The sequence below is a fragment of the Spongiactinospora gelatinilytica genome (genome assembly GCF_003236385.1).
Taxonomy (GTDB): domain Bacteria; phylum Actinomycetota; class Actinomycetes; order Streptosporangiales; family Streptosporangiaceae; genus Spongiactinospora; species Spongiactinospora gelatinilytica.
In genome coordinates, this window is sequence record NZ_POUA01000046.1 from 1 (window position 1) to 15,681 (window position 15,681).

A 15,681-nucleotide genomic window follows, 5' to 3' on the forward strand; every position below is an offset into this window, starting at 1 on the left:
TCGTTGTTGGGGGAGGTGGCCCTGATCGCGTCGAAGCAGGCCGCGGTGATCGGCGACAGCGGCGCGTCGGTCGCCCCGGCGATCACCACGTCGGCGCTGCCCTCCCTGATCAGCCCGGCCCCGAGGCCCACGGCGTCCAGGCCCGAGGTGCAGCCGGTGGAGACCACGCCGACCCGTCCCTCGGCCCCGCAGCTCCAGGCCACCTCGGCGGCCAGGGTGCTGGGGGCCATGAAGCCGTACAGGTGCGGCGTGCCGTAGTCGTGGTCCACCAGCCACCGCCGGCCGCCGTCGCTCAGCACGACGTACTCCTCCTCCAGGCTCATCGTGCTGCCCACCGCGCTGCCCAGGCTGACGCTCAGGCGTTCCGGCGCGACCTCCTGGCCCAGCCCGCTGTCGGCCCACGCCTCCCGGGCGGCGACCACGCCGAGCTGCGCGGCCCGGTCCATCCGCCGGATCTCGCGGGGCGAGAGCCCCTCGGCGGACGGGTCGAAGTCGCACTCGGCGGCCATCCGCGAGCGGAAGCCGGAGGGGTCGAAGAAGGTGATCGTGCGGGTCGCCGTACGGCCGGCCGTCAGCATCTCCCAGAACGCCTTGGTGCCCGGGTCACCGGGAGCGACGACGCCGATCCCGGTGACCACGACGCGGGCGTTTCGCATCAGGACTCTCCCGATCGTTCTTCTGTGTCGACGTGCCCGAGTTCGGGGCGGGGGGCCAGCGGGCACAGGTGGAAGACGATCTGCGCGGGCTCGGTGCCGATGTTCTCCACCCGGTGCCGGGTGAACTTCGGCGCCAGCACGCCCTGGCCGGCGCGCATCTCGATGTCCTCGCCGTCCAGCCGGGCCACGATCGTGCCCCGCGCGACGTACATGTACTCGTCGGAGTAGGGGTGGTAGTGCTCGGCCACGAAGTCGCCCGGTTCGAGCAGCGTCACGCCCATGAAGCCGGTGGTGGAGCCCACCGTCTTGGGGCTGAGCAGCACCCGCAGGTCACCGCCGCGGCGGCGGTTGGGCTCGACGTCGTCGATGTGGACGATCTTGTGCCCGGCGCTCGTCTCGGTCATCGGCTCTCCCAGGTGTAGAAGGGGACGGCCATGGCGTCCTTCGGCTCGCGCCAGTTGGGGTCGTACGGGCTGACGTGCTCCGACAGCCGCCGGCTGACGTCCAGGTAGAGCGGGTGCTCGCGGGCCTTGTCCAGGCTGGGCTTGATGTCCTCGTCCGCCTCGACGAGGTGGAAGTACAGGTCGTGGAAGCGGAACAGGGTGCGGCGGGAGACGCCGACCAGGTGCGGGAGGTCCGTGGCGTCGGACTCGGCGAAGATCCGCGCGATGGCGTCGGCGTGCGAAGCCTCCATGTGCGCGACGATGAGGGTTCGGTGCACGGTGTACTCCTACTTGGTGGCGATGACGAGGGTGTCGGTCCGACCCAGCGGCTTGACGGCGATCTCCTTGAAGCCCGCCTCGCGCAGCCATGCCTGGCACTCGCCGGCCGTGTACTCGGTCCCGTCCGTCGTGGTGAGGATCATGTGCAGGCTGACCAGCAGGTTGTCCGCGTCGGCGGGCTCCTCGTCGATCATCCGGTCGTAGATCAGCAGTTGCCCGCCGGGGGCCAGCGCCGCATGCGCCTTGCCGATGAGCATCCGCCGCTCGTCCTCGGCCCAGTCGTGCAGGACGTGGCCCATGATCAGCGCGTCGGCCTGGGGGAGCGGGTCCTTGAAGAAGTCGCCGGGCACGAAGGCGGCCCGGCCGGTTAGCCCGAGCGCGGCCAGGTGCGCGTCGAACCGGGGCTCCATCTGGGGCAGGTCGAAGACCATGCCCTTGAGGTGGTTGTGCGCCCTGACCAGGTGGGACATCAGGTTGCCGCGGGCCCCGCCGATGTCGGCCACCGAGTCGCAGGCCGTCCAGTCGTGGACCTTGGCCAGCTCCGGGCCGAGATGGCCGCTGAGCGAGTCCATCATGGTCAGGAAGCGGTCCAGGAAGGCCGGGTCGTCCACGAGAGCGCGGAAGTCGCCGTCGTTGGCCTGCGGGGCGCCGGTGCGCAGGGTGTCGGTGAAGCGGCCCCAGGCCGGGTACAGCATCTCGCCGGAGCGGGACAGGAAGCCGCCGACGTACGCCGGGGCGCCCTTGACCAGGAAGCGGGCCGCCGCCGGGCCGTTGCCGTACCGGCCGTTCTCGCGCCGCAGCAGGCCGGTGGTGACCAGGACGTCCAGCCACTGCCCGGTGGCCCGCGGGTGCAGGCCCAGCCGGTCGCACAGCTCGGCCGCGGTGGCCGGGCCGTCCTTGAGCGCGGTGAACAGGTCGATCTCGACGGCGGTGAGCACCACCTTGGACATCGCGTACATGCTGCCCAGGCGGAAGATGTCGGCCGGGGTGCCGATGGATGTGTCGGTTGCCATGAGGCTCCTTCCGGAAGATGGGGTCATGACTCGGGTGTTTCGCCCTCGATCAGCCGCAGGTCGCCCGCCTGCCCGCGCACGCCGGCGAAGACGAGGCCGGCCCGCTGGAACAGTTCGGCGAACTCCTGCTCGGTGCGCTCCTTGCCGCCCGCGACCAGGAGCATGTGCAGGTCCATCAGCCGGCCGCGGCGCTCGGCCGGACCGTCGGAGAGCAACTGCTCCACGACGACCACGCGGGCGCCGGGCGGGGCGGCCCGCCGGCAGTTGGCCAGGACGCGCACGCAGGTCTCGTCGTCCCACATGTGCAGCGTCTGTTTGATCAGGTAGACGTCGCCGCCGGGCGCCCTGACGTGGCAGTCGCCGGGGAGGGCGCGGAACCGCGAGGCCAGGGGCGCCTGGCGCAGCGCCGGGTCCAGGGTCGCCAGCGCCTGCTCGGTCTCGACCAGGACGCCGGTGACGTACGGGTGGCGTTCCAGCACCGCCCGCAGCAGGCTGCCGCTGCCGCCGGCCAGCTCGACCACGCACTCGCCGCCCTTGACCGACAGCGCGTCCGCGACCAGCGGGTCCTCCCGCCTGGCCACGATCGCCAGGCCGCGATGGAACGCCTCGGCGGCCTTCTGGTCCTGGGCGAAGAAGGAGAAGATGTCCATGCCGTAGTGCGCCTGGAAGGCGCATTCGCCGCTCCTGACGGAGTGGGCGAGCAGGCCCCACAGGATCCAGTTCCAGTCACCGCCGAGGCGGATGACGTGGGCGGGACCGTCCGGCGCGTCCGAACGCAGCGCCCGCGAGGCGGGCGTGTGCTCGTAGCGGTTACCGGCCACCTCGGCGAAGATCCCGAACGTGGTGAGCAGGCTCAGGAACCGCCTGAGCGTGTCCGGCCGCGCCCCGGACGCCGACGCGAGCGCCGCCAGGGTGGTCGGTTCGTCCCCCACGGCGTCGGGCAGGCCGAGCTGTACCGCGGCGCGCACGACCGCGCTGCCGTGGACGCCCGTGGACAGCTCGAACACCGCAGCGGCCGCCTCGTCGCGCATGACCGCCATTGCCATCTGATCCCACCTCCGGATTCGCCGGGCGGCCCGATCCGCGACGGGCCGCCGACAGGAGAAGCTGGTCTCAGTGGCTGAAGAATCGCTCCACCAACGCTGGAGCAGTGCCGCATGCCCGAGTCGACCGCGCGGCGAGCGGCGGCCAGCGAGCCTCAGGCCAAACTCCAGCGGCTCTCATCAGCATGGGCGTCCCGGCGGGCCGGCTCCCGCCAGGCGGCAGAACAAGGGAGTGACCGATGGAACTTGGGCTCAGCGGAAAGAGCGTGCTCGTGACCGGCGCGAGCAGTGGCATCGGACAGGCGACCGCCCGCCTGTTCGCGGACGAGGGGGCCAGGGTGGCCCTGACCTACCGGGGGAACAAGGACGGCGCGCAAAGCGCGGTCACCGAGATCGAGCAGGCGGGTGGCACCGCCTTCGCCACGCAGTACGACCTGGCCGACCCCGGCAGCATCAGGGCCGCGGTGGACGCCGTCATCGACGCGTACGGCGGGGTGGACGTACTCGTCGCCAACGCCTCACCGTGGTCGGGGCCACGCATGCCGTTCCGGGCCTTCGAGGACGTCCCTGTGGAGGAGTGGCAGGGCCAGCTCCGCGCGGAGCTGGAGGGGGCCTTCCACACCGTCCAGGCGGTCCTTCCGTCGATGAAGTCGCGCGGCTGGGGGCGGTTCATCTTCGTCTCGGCCGCGGTGGTGCGCTCGGGCATTCCGGGGGAGGAGGCGTTCATCGCCAGCAAGGCGGGGCTCCAGGCGTTCAGCCGTACGCTGGCGCGCGAGGCCGGGGAGAGCGGCATCCTGAGCGTCGTGGTCTCGCCAGGGACGACCGAGACCGACACCATGCGCCGCGCGCTGCCCGCGCGAATGATCGAGAAGATGGCCGCCTCGGCGGCGACGGGCCGCCTCACCACGCCTGAGGAGGTGGCCAGGGCCATCGTGTTCCTGGGCTCGGCCGCCAACGGGAACATCACCGGCACGATCGTCGAGGTCACCGGCGGGACCTGACCAAGGTCCCGGCGGTGGCCTCGGATGGTCAGCCGCGGCCGGCCTGGGCGAGGACCTTGCCCAGGCCGGCCGCGAGGTCGGCCGGCGAGGGCAGCGCCGCGTTCTCCGCGGCCAGCCTGGCGGCCCCCTCCTTGAAGGAGGGGGCCGCCAGTGTCTTTTCGGTGGCCGTGCGGAATGTGCCGGCGTCCAGTCCGCGGTAGTCCAGGTGGACGGCGGCCCCGGCGGCGGACATGCGCTCGGCGTACTCCGGCTCGTCGGTGTGCGACGGCACGATGATCATCGGCACGCCGGCGGTCAGCGCGGTCATCAGCGTGCCGGCCCCGCCGCCGTTCAGCACGGCCGAGCAGGACGGCAGCAGCAGGTTCAGCGGCACCGACTCGGCGACCCGCACGTTCGGCGGCAGGTCGCCGGGCAGCAGCCCGCGCTGGCCTGGCGCGATGGCCGCCACGACCTCCACGGGCAGGTCGCGCAGCCCCTCGACGGCCAGGTTGATCGGGTGCAGGTTGTCGGTGATCTGCGAGAACATGTGCCCCCAGGTGACGCAGACGCGCGGCAGGGCCGGCGTCCCGGCCGCCCACGGCGGCTGCACACCCGGGCCGTTGAAGGGCACGTAGCGCAGGAAGACGCGGTTGACGTCGTCGTCTCCGGCGAGGCCGGGCGGGCAGGGCGTCAGGGTGAGGTCGCCCAGCGGGTCCACGCCGGTCAGGCCGAACTTGGCGCACAGCTCCTCCACGTACGGCCGGTCGAAGTCACGGCGTACGTAGTTGGTGTCGATGCCCCAGGTGTGCCGGACGGCCGGGACGCCCACGGCGTGCGCGGCGACCAGACCGGCGTAGCCGCGCGCCTCGAAGACCACGGCGTCGGGCCGCCAGGCGCGGGCGAAGTCGATCAGGTCGCCGGCCGCCGCCGCGGCGATGCCGGTGAACATGACCATCGACCGGTTCATCCGCACCCGCAGGTGCTCGTCGCCGGAGGCCAGGTCGAGGGGGACGTCCTTCCAGAACGTGCGCAGGTCGACGTCCTGGCCGACGGCGACTGCGGGCAGGCCGGTGGCCGCGACGGTGGCGGTGAAGCCGGGTTCGCAGGCCACCCGTACGTCGTGCCCCGCGCAGCGCAGGGCCCAGGCGAAGGGCACGACGGGGTAGAAGTGGGCCGCTGTGGCGATGGTGGAGATGAGGATACGCATGCCCGCAGGCTGCTCCGGTTCAGTGGAGCCCCGGTGGACGAGCGCTGAACGCGCCGGCGACCTCCTCCAGCAGCGGCACCACGTCGGCGGGCGCGGGCCGCGCGGCGATCTCCTCGCGCAGCCTGGCCGCCGCCGCCCCGGCGCGGGCGTCGTGCAGCAGGCCCAGCGCCTGCTCGCGGAGCTCGGCGGGGCTCGCCTGGTCCACGGGCAGCAGGACGGCCGCGCCGGCCCGTGCCAGCCGGGTGGCGTGGGCCTCGTGGTCGGGAAGCTGGGGGACCAGGAGTTGCGGCAGCCCGGCGGCCATGCCGGTCAGCGAGGTGCCCGCGCCGCCGTGCGCGACCAGCAGGTCACAGCCGGGCAGTACCGCGTGCAGCGGCGCGTCCTGCACGACCCGGACGCCCTCGGGCACCGGGCCGAGCCATTCGCGCTGCGCCGCGGTCACCGCGGCCACCACCTCGACCTCGGGCGAGGCCAGCGCCCGCAGCACGTCCCCGGCCAGGAACCGCTCCGGATCGACGCGGGCGATGGTCGTCCCCCACGTCACGCAGACGCGGGGCCGGGCGGCGGGCCGCAGGCGGGGGGTGATGCCGGGCCCGTTGTACGGCACGTACTTGACGGGCACCGGCTCATAGTCCACGTCCACCTGGACATCGGAGGGGTAGGGGTCGATCGTCGCCGCCCCCAGCGGATCGAGATCCTCCAAGCCGTGCCGCTCGCCCATCGGGGCCAGCAGTTCGGCCAGGAACGGGCGGGCGGCGTGCATGAGGTCGACCCCGTAGAGGTGCCGTACGGCGGGCACGCCGATCGCCGCCGCCGCGATCGCGCCCGCCCATGCCGTGGGGTCGTGGACGATGAGCCGGGGCCGCCACTCCCGGGCCAGCTCCACCAGGTCATCGGCCATGGCCTCGGCGTTGGCCTGGAACATCCGCAGCGCCCGGGGGCCGCGCCCGTTCGACGGGGCCGCCGCCGGCGTGCCGAAGCGCCGGGTCGGCAGCGCGTACCCTCGGACCATGCCCACCGAGTCCACGTCGGAGCCGATGGGCGCGTACGGCAGGCCCGCGTGCGCGGCGGCGACCGCCAGCGACGGCTGACCGGCGACCAGCACCTCGTGCCCGGCCGCGCGCATCGCCCACGCCAGCGGGACCATCGCGTACAGGTGGGACGGCCAGGCCCAGGAGGTGAAGAGCACCCGCATCGCTATCCCTCTTTCAGCTCAGTACCGCGGCGGCGACCAGGTCCGCCTGTCTCGGGTCCGCCGCGCACGGCAGCAGGATCAGTTCGTCGCAGCCGGCCTCGGCGTAGCCGCGGGCCAGGTCGCGCAGCCGGGCCGGCTCGGTGGCCACGCCCGCCACGACGTGGGCCGCCTTCTCACCGGCGAAGGCGTAGTAGCCGCGCAGGTAGCTCTCGGCCCGCCTGGGCCCGTCCGGGCCGAGGGAGACGTAGCAGAGCGACACCAGCCGGGGCGACTCGGCGCGCCCCTGCCGCCGCCATTCCGTGCGCACCCGGGCGACCAGGTCGGCGTAGCGGGTGACGGAACTTCCGCCGCTGATCCAGCCGTCGCCGGACCGGGCCGAGCGGCGCATGGCCGCGGCCGAGTGCCCGCCGATCAGCAGCGGCGGCCGGCCGTACGGCTTGAGCCCCGGACCCGTGCCCGACCAGGCCGCGCGCAGCTCGGCCACGGCGTCGTCGAGCCGCTTGCCCCGGCCGGCGAACGACGTGCCGGTGGCGGTGAAGTCGTCCTGGCGGTCCCCGGCGGCCAGGCCGACCACCAGCCGGCCGCCGCACAGGTGGTCGAGGGTCGCCAGTTGCTTGGCCAGCAGTGTGCTGTCCCGGCAGGCCGCGAGCAGGACGGTGGTGGCCAGCCTGATCCGCTCGGTGACCGCGGCCGCCGCCGCCAGCGACAGCAGCGGCTCGTAGTTGCCGTACACGACGCGATCCAGCACGCCGAGCGTGCTGAAACCGAGCCCTTCGGCGCGGCGGGCCCATTCGAGCAGGCCCCGGCCGGACACGTCCGGCACCGTGGTGGGCAGCGCGAGTCCGATCTCCATGGCCCTTCCTTACGCCAGGTCGAGAATGCGGGCGAGCACCTGCCGCAGCTCGGCGGCCGGGTCGGCGGGCAGGGCGGGCGTGCGCCAGGCGACGAAGCCGTCGGGGCGGACGAGCACCGCGCCCCCCGGGCCGACGCCGTACGCCTGCCGCCAGCGCCCTTCCGGATCGGTCAGCTCGCCGCCGCCGATCACCCGCACCTCGACGCCGGCCGGCCCGGCCGCCCGCCGCCACGCCTCCCCGCCCTCGGCGTCGGTGAGCAGCACCGGACCGGCGCCGAACAGGTCCAGGGCGGATATCCGGGCTCCGTCGCGGATGAGCGGGAGGTGCGGGGCGCGGGTGCCCGGCGCGCCCAGCAGCTCCGGCTCCAGCGCGGGCGGGCCGTCCGCGTCGCCGTCCTCGGGGAGCACGGCCGCCGAGCGGTACCGGTAGCCCAGGATGATCGCCGGGTAGCTGACCGCCTTCCCGTCGCCCTCGGCGCTGATCCGCTCGCGCATGGTGTTCATGGCGTAGTCGATGGTGTGCCGGGCGACCGGGTGGCGCTCTTGCTCGTAGGTGTCGAGCAAGCCCGGCCCCGCCTTGCCGGACAGCACGGCGGCCAGCTTCCAGGCGAGGTTGTGGGCGTCCTGCACACCGGTGGCCGCGCCGAGCGCGCCGGTCGGCGGCATGGCGTGCGCCGCGTCCCCGGCCAGGAACACCCGGCCGCTGCGGTAGCGGTCGGCGAGCTGGGCGCCGATCTCGTACCCGAGCACCTTCGCGCCGGTCCGCTCGATCTGCACCTCGATGTCGTCCACCCGCAGGTCGGGCACGCCCACGGCGGCGCGCACGGCCTCTGTGCACCATTCGTCGTCGAGATCGTCGGCCGACGTGGTGGCCGGGTCGTAGGGGGTGATGAACACCCAGCGCGAGCCGTCCAGCGGCATCATCCGGGTGCCGCTCCTGGGCCGGTCGAAGTAGCCGAGACCGAGGTCCCGGCCGCGCAACGGGCCGCTGAGGTCGGCCTTGAAGACGAGGCTGACGATGTTCTGGAGTACGCCGGGACCGGTCACGCCGATGCCGAGCCGTCCCCTGATGGAGCTTCGGATGCCGTCGGCGGCGATCAGGTAGCGCGCGCGGACGCGGCGCTCCTCGCCGGTGTCGGCGTCGCGCAGGGTGGCCGTCACGCCCTGGCCGTCCTGCTCGAACGCCACCAGCTCGGTGGAGTAACGCACATCGGCGCCGAATTTGGCGGCGTGGTCGGCGACGATCTCCTCCAGCCGGTTCTGGTCGATGGAGCACCAGGTGCAGGGGGTGGCGGCGGTGAGGCCGGGGGCCTCGGTCCGCATCGGCGAGGACTGGGCTTCATGGTCGTCGAGCGTCTTGGCCCTGATCATCGTCTTGGTGCTCAGGTCCGCGCTCAGCGAGCGCGCCGCCAGTATGCTGCGCTCCATGCCCAGCGACCGGTAGACCTCGACGGTCCTCGGGTTGATCATCCGTGCCCTTGGGTGGCGCAGTGTGCTCGGTTTGCGCTCCACAAGCATCGCCGGCACGCCGTGCCAGGCCAAGAACAGGGCCGCGGAAAGTCCGACGACAGCGCCGCCGGCGATCAGCACCTGAGTCTCTTCTTGAGGCATTTGTGGGGTCATCCCTTCGTTGTCGACGCCCGCCGTACCAGGTAGCGCGCCGGGCGTCGCGCCCGGCTGGAGTACTGATCCCTTTTCGCTGAAGGCCCGGCGCGCCGCAGGTCCAGCGCGGCTCTAACCCGGCGGCCCAGGATGCTCGCGACAAGCAGGGCCGAGAGAGCTGGACTTCGACATGCGACTGGGAATCAATGTCCCGCTGGACGACGCCGACCTCGCCGTGGAAGCCGAACGGCTGGGGTTCGAGGTGGCGTTCGTGCCGGAGGGCTTCCGCTCCGACGCGGCCAGCGCGCTGGGGTACATCGCGGCCAGGACCACCCGGATCCACATGGCCTCGGGCGTGTTCCAGATGCCCGCGCGCACCCCGGCCATGACCGTGATGACCGCCGCCACGCTGGACGGCCTGTCCGGCGGGCGGTTCCGGCTGGGGCTGGGCGTCTCCAACGCGTTCATCACCGAGGGCTGGCACGGCAGGCCGTTCGGCCGCCCGCTGGCCATGTCCCGTGAGTACGTGGCGATCGTGCGGGCCGGGCTGGACGGCCGGCAGGTCGATCACCAGGGCGAGCACCTGACGGTGCCGCTGCCGGGCGGCCGGGGTACCGGATTTCGCCTGCACAACAAGCTGATCAGCCCGCGCATCCCGGTCTATCTGGCCGCGGTGGGCGACCGCGGGCTGGAACTGGCCGGTGAGATCGCCGACGGATGGTTCGGCGTCTTCTGCTCGCCCGCGCGGGTGGCCGAGGCGGTCCGGCGCATCGGGGCCGGGCGGGTGCGCGGCGATCACGTCGGGGAGTCGTTCGAGGTGATCCCCTCGGTGCCGATCGCCGTGGGCGAGGACCTGGAGACGGCGGCCCTGCCGGTCAAGCACCATGTGGCCAGGTTCGTCAGCCTCGGGCACCGCTCCGACAACTTCTACTTCCGGCTCATGGAACGGCTCGGGCACGGCGAGGCCGCGGCGAAGATCCAGGACCGCGCCCAGGCCGGGGACACGGCCGGGGCGGTCGCCGCGGTGCCGCTCGAATTCGCCGACGACACGTCGCTGCTGGGACCCGCGGACCGGCTGGCGGAACGGATGGCCGCCTACGAACAGGCGGGGGTCACCATCCTCGCCCTGTCCCCGGTGGGCTCCGATCCGGCGGCGCGCCGCAAGTCGCTCCAGGTCGCCGCGGAAGCGGTGGAACTGATCAATCCCGGCCGGACCAGGCCGGACAACTAAGGAGGAACCATGGCGGCCAAGAGTGGCGCGCTGCGGCGCACGGCGCTGCGGGCGGCGGTCGGAGTCGTGGCGATCGGTACGGTGGCCGGCCTGACCGGCTCGGCCATGGGCGAGGCGGGGCGTACCCGCTCGCCGGTGGGCACCTGGGCGGTGGTGATCACGTTCGAGGGCAGCGACAAGGTGGAACGCGCCCTGTTCGCCCTGGAACGCGACGGCAGTTTCGAGCTGGCCGACGGCAAGCGGACCGGCCTCGGCACCTGGCAGCCCACCGCCACCGGCTTCCGGTACGCCTTCCGTCACTACGACGTGGATGACCAGGGCGTGTTCGACTGGGAGCTGCGCGGCGTCCAGGACGGCGCGCTGACCTCGGCGGACACGTTCACCTCGAACGGCACGGGCACGTCCGTGGACGCCGACGGGACCGTCCAGGGCGTCTTCCACACCAGGGTCGAGGCCAAGCGTTACAGCATCCAGTCACCCTGAAAGTGGTGAGGGCGGCGCCGCGTACCGCGGCGCCGCCTTCGTCGTATCCGACCCGGGATCACCAGGTGACGGGCAGCCGGTCCGGCCGGGCGAACGCCGTCCCGGTACGCCACGTCAGCTCCTGCGCAGGCACCGCCAGCGCCATCCGCGGCAGCCGGCCGAGCAGCGTCTCCAGGGTGATCCGCAGCTCGATCCTGCTGAGCTGCGCGCCCAGGCAGTAGTGGATGCCGTGGCCGAAGGTGATGTGGTGGTTCGGCTCCCGCACCGGGTCGTAGGCGTCCGGCGCGGCGAAGACCTCGGGGTCACGGTTGGCGGCCGTCACCGAGGGCAGTACCGCGTCGCCCGCCTTGATCCGGACGTCGCCCAGCGTGATGTCCTCCGTCGCGATGCGCAGCGCGCCCACCCCGCCGCCCGCCTGGGAGAGCCGCAGCAGCTCCTCGGCGGCGTCGGGCAGCAGTTCGGGCCGGTCCTGAAGGGCGCGCATCCGCTCGGGCTCGCGCAGCAGCCGCAGCAGAATGTGGGTCATCGCGGCCGTGGTGGCGTGGTAGCCCGCCCCGAGGAGGGTGAACGCGAACGCGACCAGCTCCTCCTCCGAGAGCCGGTCGCCCTCGTCCCTGGCGTTGATGAGCACCATCATCAGGTCGTCGGAGGGCCGGGCGCGCTTGGCCGCGATCAGCTCGGCCAGGTAGCCGTTGAGCCGGTCGCGCGCCTCGATGACCTCCTCGCGGCGGCCGGCGTCGAAGCTGAGCATCAGGTCGGTCCACGCCTTGAACTGGTCCACGTCGGCGTAGGGCACGCCGAGCATCTCGCAGATGACCAGCATCGGCAGCGGCTGGGTGATCCCGGTGACGAGGTCGGCGGGCGGGCCCGCCGCCTCCATCGCGGCCACCAGCTCGCGGGCCCGCCGTTCCACGTGCGGGCGCAGCGCCTCCATCCGCCGCACGGAGAACGCGTGCGACACCAGGCGGCGCAGCCTGCTGTGCTCCGGCGGGTCCATGACGATGATCGATTTGGCGCCCTTGGCGATCGGGAACACCCGGGGCGCGCCCGGCGCGGTGATCGCCTCCCGGCTGAAACGGGCGTCGGCGAGCACGGTGCGCACTTCTTCATATCGGGTGACGAGCCAGGCGGGGTCGCCGGTCGGAAGGGTGATCCGGCTCGCGGCGGCGCTCTCGCGCATCTTCGCGTACTCCTCCGGTGGCTCCAGCGGGTCCAGCGCCGTGAACGGGAACTGTGGCGGTGCTTCATCTGCGTGCATCGGCTAACTCCTTCGCGCCGCGTCGGCCTCGTCGCCTTCGTCGCTGTCATCCGGGCAGGCCCACAGCCCGGGGTCGTAGAACATCAGAGGCGGATGGTCCGCCAAGGTCCGGGCACAGGCCCGCAGCCATTCGCCCAACGGCAGCCTCATGGGACGACCGTGATCGCGTGATCTGTCGTCTGGCTGGAGTACGGCTGGAGCGCCGGTCGGACAACCGGTCCAGCCCTCGTTCAACGTCCGTCGAGCGGACCGCCGGACAGTTTCCCGGCAGACAGTCATCGGTCCGAGCGAAAGGGCGGAAGATGCGGGAGATGACGGTTGAGACGCTGGTCCGGCTGCTGCGCGAGAGCGCGGGCGAGGACGAAGCTGTGCAGCTCGACGGCGACATCCTGGACGTGACCTTCGAGTCGCTGGGCTATGACTCGCTGGCGCTGTTCAACACGGTCGGCGCCATCGAGCGGGAGTACGACCTGGAGATCCCGGAGGAGACCGCGGGCGGCGCCAAGACCCCGGCCGACCTGCTCAACGTGGTCAACCGGGCCCTCACGGGTACCTCCTGAGGAGCGGCGGATGTGCGGAATCGCCGGCTGGGTGGACTTTTCTCGTGACCTGACCCGCCACACGGCCACGGCCGAGGCGATGACGGCCACGATGAGCCGCCGAGGTCCCGACGACGAGGGCCTGTGGCAGGACCGGCACGTCCTGCTCGGGCACCGCCGCCTGTCGGTCATCGACCTGGAAGGCGGCCACCAACCCATGGCGGCCGAGGAGGACGGCAGGACCCTGGCGGCGCTGACGTTCTGCGGGGAGATCTACAACTACCGCGAACTGCGCGCCGAGCTGATCTCCTACGGGCACGAGTTCCGGACGCGCAGCGACACCGAGGTGGCGCTGCGCGCCTACCTCCAGTGGGGCGACGGCTTCGCGCAGCGGCTGAACGGCATGTTCGCCATGGGCGTGTGGGACGTGCGCGCCCAGGAACTGCTGCTGGTGCGCGACCGGCTCGGCGTCAAGCCGCTCTACTACCACCCCATCGGCGGGGGGCTGCTGTTCGGCTCGGAGCCGAAGGCCATCCTCGCGCACCCCGGCGTGCCCCGCCGGGTCGGCCTGGACGGCATGCGCGAGTTCCTCGACATGGTGAAGACCCCCGAGCGGGCCGTCTTCTCCGGCATGCACGAGGTACGGCCCGGCCACCTGGTACGCCTGCGCCGCAGCGGGCTGACCAAGCACCGCTACTGGGCCATCGAGGCCCGCGAGCACACCGACGCCCCGGACACCACGGTCGCCACGGTACGGGGACTGCTGGAGGACATCGTCGGCCGGCAGCTCCTGGCCGACGTGCCGGTCTGCACGCTGCTCTCCGGCGGACTGGACTCGTCCGCGCTGACGGCCCTGGCCGCCGACCGGCTGAGCGCGGCCGGGACCGGCCCGGTGCGGTCGTTCTCGGTGGCGTTCACCGGAGCCGAGGACGACTTCCGGCCGGACGCGGTGCGCGGCGCCCCCGACCGGCCGTTCGCCGCCGCGCTGGCCGCGCACGTCGGCGCGGAGCACACCGAGGTGCTGCTGAACAGCGCGGAGCTGGTGGCCGATCCGGTGCGGGCGGCCGTGCTGCGCGCCAACGACCAGCCGCCGGCGTTCTGGGGCGACATGTGGCCGTCGCTGTTCCTGCTGTGCCGGGCGATACGCGAGCGTTCCACGGTCGCGCTGTCCGGCGAGGGGGCCGACGAGCTGTTCGGCGGCTACCGCTGGTTCTTCAACCAGGCGGCGGTGCACGCGGGCACGTTCCCCTGGCTGACGCCGGGCTCGGCGCGGTACTTCGGCGGGCTTGGACTGCTGGCCGACGAGCTGAAGGACAAGCTGGACCTCCAGACCAACCGGCTGGCCCGGTACCACGAGGCGCTGGCCGAGGTGCCGGTACTGCCCGGCGAGGACGCGCTGGAGCGGCGCATGCGCGAGGTGACCTACCTCAACCTCACCCGGTTCCTGCAAACGCTGCTGGACCGCAAGGACCGGATGAGCATGGCCAGCTCCCTGGAGGTCCGGGTGCCGTTCCTGGACCACCGGCTGATCGAGTACGTCTTCAACGTCCCCTGGGCGATGAAGGTGTTCGACGGCAGGGAGAAGGGGCTGCTCCGGGCGGCCGTGGGCGACCTGCTGCCCGAGGCCGTGCGGGACCGGGTCAAGACGCCGTACCCGGCGACCCAGGACCCGGCCTACGAACAGGCCCTGCGCGACGAACTCGGCGAGCTGACCGACGGCGGCGAACGGCCGATCGCCGGGCTGCTCGACCCCGAGCGGGTCAAGCAGGCGGTCCGGCGGCCGACCGGTCACGTCAGCCGGCCCTACGACCGGGGCAGCTTGGAGATGGCCCTGTGGATGACCAGGTGGTTTTCCGAATACGACGTAACGCTGGATTATTGAGGTTGTTGAGAGGCGCACATGGGTGAGCCGACGAGACCGGTGGTGCTGCTGTTCCCCGGACAGGGGGCGCAGTACCCCGGCATGGCGGTCGAGCTGTACGGCGTCGAGCCGGTGTTCACCACCGCCATGGACGAGTTCTTCGCCCTGATGGGTCAGGAAGGGCGGCGGCTGCGCGCCGACTGGCTGAGCGATGCCCCGGCGGTGCCGTTGGACGACGCCACGCGGGCGCAGCCGCTGCTGTTCGCCATCGGATACGCGCTGGGCCGGGCGCTCATGGCCCGCGGCCTGCGGCCGGCCGCCCTGATCGGGCACAGCGTGGGCGAACTGGCCGCGGCGTGCCTGGCCGGGGTGTTCGACCTGGCCGGGGCGGCCCGGCTGATGGCGGCGCGCAGCGCGGCGATGGCGACGGTCACCCCCGGCGGGATGATCGCCGCCGGGGTCGCGGCCGATGACCTGGAGGCCCGGATCGGCGCGCGGTACCGGGCGGCCGGCGTGGCGGTGGCGGCGATCAACGCGCCCCGGCACACGATCGTGGCGGGCCCGCAGCCGTGGCTTTCCGAGCTGGCCGCCGACCTGGCCGGCGAAGGCGTGATCACCCGGCCGGTGGCCGCGCGCCAGCCGTTCCACTGCCCCGCCGTGTCGGCGGCGGCGGAACGGTTCGCGGCCGGGTTCGCCGGGGTGCCGCTGGCCGCTCCCCAGGTGCCGATCAGGTCCACCGCGACCGGCCGTGCGGTCAGCCCGGCCGAAGCGGTCAACCCGGACTTCTGGGCGGGCCAGCTCGCCCGGCCGGTCCGGTTCTGGGCGGCACTGTCCGACCTGCTCACCGAGGGCGGCCACACGCTGGTGGAGGCCGGTCCCGGGCGGACCCTGACGATGTTCGCCCGGCGGCATCCGAGCCTGCGAACGGGAGTCAGCAGGGCGTTCGCGCCGCTGCCGTCCACGGCGGACGGCACGCTCGCCGGCTGGAAGGCGGCGATGGCGGAACTGGACCCCCTGGTCAGTGAAGGAGTGTGAGGT

General features: G+C 72.8%; 17 protein-coding genes. 6 read left to right on the forward strand and 11 right to left on the reverse strand.

Annotated elements, in window-relative coordinates; all coding sequences use genetic code 11:
* The 5 genes from C1I98_RS08750 to C1I98_RS08770 all read right to left on the reverse strand — a co-directional run.
* Positions 1–656, reverse strand: a 656-nt coding sequence (locus tag C1I98_RS08750) for a beta-ketoacyl synthase N-terminal-like domain-containing protein (protein WP_267898026.1), incomplete at its 3' end; no start/stop codon positions are given.
* Entirely contained in the window at positions 656–1,060 is a 405-nt protein-coding gene (locus C1I98_RS08755) for a cupin domain-containing protein (protein ID WP_111166569.1), read from the reverse strand. The genes C1I98_RS08755 and C1I98_RS08750, both read right to left, overlap by 1 nt.
* The gene (locus C1I98_RS08760; protein ID WP_111166570.1) at positions 1,057–1,377 is read right to left on the reverse strand and encodes a TcmI family type II polyketide cyclase; all 321 of its coding nucleotides are present in this window, start codon (positions 1,375–1,377) and stop codon (positions 1,057–1,059) included. Before C1I98_RS08760 ends, C1I98_RS08755 begins: the two co-directional genes overlap by 4 nt.
* 9 nt (positions 1,378–1,386) lie before the next feature.
* On the reverse strand, positions 1,387–2,391 hold the full coding sequence (locus C1I98_RS08765) for a methyltransferase (RefSeq protein WP_111166571.1): 1,005 nt from the start codon (positions 2,389–2,391) through the stop codon (positions 1,387–1,389).
* 23 nt (positions 2,392–2,414) lie between these two features.
* Positions 2,415–3,437: a methyltransferase gene (locus tag C1I98_RS08770; RefSeq protein WP_111166572.1), complete on the reverse strand. Its 1,023-nt coding sequence runs from the start codon at positions 3,435–3,437 to the stop codon at positions 2,415–2,417.
* A 236-nt stretch (positions 3,438–3,673) separates the two neighbouring features.
* Between C1I98_RS08770 and C1I98_RS08775 the strand changes: the two genes are divergently transcribed.
* A complete protein-coding gene (locus C1I98_RS08775) occupies positions 3,674–4,435 on the forward strand; it encodes an SDR family NAD(P)-dependent oxidoreductase (protein WP_111166573.1) in 762 nt (253 codons plus the stop codon).
* Positions 4,436–4,463: 28 nt separating this feature from the next.
* Here the strand turns inward: C1I98_RS08775 and C1I98_RS08780 are convergent, their stop codons facing one another.
* Genes C1I98_RS08780 through C1I98_RS08795 form a run of 4 tightly spaced genes read right to left on the reverse strand, consistent with a single transcriptional unit; the run spans position 4,464 to position 9,280 of the window.
* Positions 4,464–5,621, reverse strand: a complete 1,158-nt coding sequence (locus tag C1I98_RS08780) for a nucleotide disphospho-sugar-binding domain-containing protein (protein WP_111166574.1) — start codon at positions 5,619–5,621, stop codon at positions 4,464–4,466.
* Positions 5,622–5,640: 19 nt separating this feature from the next.
* Entirely contained in the window at positions 5,641–6,816 is a 1,176-nt protein-coding gene (locus tag C1I98_RS08785; RefSeq protein WP_111166575.1) for a nucleotide disphospho-sugar-binding domain-containing protein, read from the reverse strand.
* 13 nt (positions 6,817–6,829) lie between these two features.
* Positions 6,830–7,669, reverse strand: coding sequence for an LLM class flavin-dependent oxidoreductase (locus tag C1I98_RS08790; protein WP_111166576.1), 840 nt, complete (start codon positions 7,667–7,669; stop codon positions 6,830–6,832).
* Between the two features lie 9 nt (positions 7,670–7,678).
* Positions 7,679–9,280, reverse strand: a complete 1,602-nt coding sequence (locus C1I98_RS08795) for an FAD-dependent monooxygenase (protein WP_199536815.1) — start codon at positions 9,278–9,280, stop codon at positions 7,679–7,681.
* A 181-nt stretch (positions 9,281–9,461) separates the two neighbouring features.
* On the opposite strand from C1I98_RS08795, the gene C1I98_RS08800 reads away from it, so the two are divergent.
* Complete coding sequence (locus C1I98_RS08800) at positions 9,462–10,502, forward strand: LLM class flavin-dependent oxidoreductase (protein WP_111166578.1); 1,041 nt, start codon at positions 9,462–9,464, stop codon at positions 10,500–10,502.
* Positions 10,503–10,511: 9 nt separating this feature from the next.
* Entirely contained in the window at positions 10,512–10,985 is a 474-nt protein-coding gene (locus C1I98_RS08805) for a hypothetical protein (protein ID WP_111166579.1), read from the forward strand.
* A gap of 58 nt (positions 10,986–11,043) precedes the next feature.
* Here C1I98_RS08805 and C1I98_RS08810 read toward each other — a convergent pair whose 3' ends face one another.
* Both C1I98_RS08810 and C1I98_RS41280 read right to left on the reverse strand, forming a co-directional pair.
* Positions 11,044–12,243, reverse strand: a complete 1,200-nt coding sequence (locus C1I98_RS08810) for a cytochrome P450 (RefSeq protein ID WP_111166580.1) — start codon at positions 12,241–12,243, stop codon at positions 11,044–11,046.
* 3 nt (positions 12,244–12,246) lie between these two features.
* Positions 12,247–12,393, reverse strand: a complete 147-nt coding sequence (locus tag C1I98_RS41280) for a hypothetical protein (RefSeq protein WP_158557973.1) — start codon at positions 12,391–12,393, stop codon at positions 12,247–12,249.
* A 161-nt stretch (positions 12,394–12,554) separates the two neighbouring features.
* On the opposite strand from C1I98_RS41280, the gene C1I98_RS08815 reads away from it, so the two are divergent.
* The 3 genes from C1I98_RS08815 to C1I98_RS08825 are packed head-to-tail and all read left to right on the forward strand — an operon-like array spanning position 12,555 to position 15,678.
* Complete coding sequence (locus C1I98_RS08815) at positions 12,555–12,803, forward strand: acyl carrier protein (protein ID WP_233507524.1); 249 nt, start codon at positions 12,555–12,557, stop codon at positions 12,801–12,803.
* A gap of 10 nt (positions 12,804–12,813) precedes the next feature.
* Complete coding sequence (gene asnB, locus C1I98_RS08820) at positions 12,814–14,664, forward strand: asparagine synthase (glutamine-hydrolyzing) (RefSeq protein WP_111166582.1); 1,851 nt, start codon at positions 12,814–12,816, stop codon at positions 14,662–14,664.
* 18 nt (positions 14,665–14,682) lie between these two features.
* Entirely contained in the window at positions 14,683–15,678 is a 996-nt protein-coding gene (locus C1I98_RS08825) for an acyltransferase domain-containing protein (protein ID WP_111166583.1), read from the forward strand.
* The last annotated feature ends 3 nt before the right edge of the window (positions 15,679–15,681 follow it).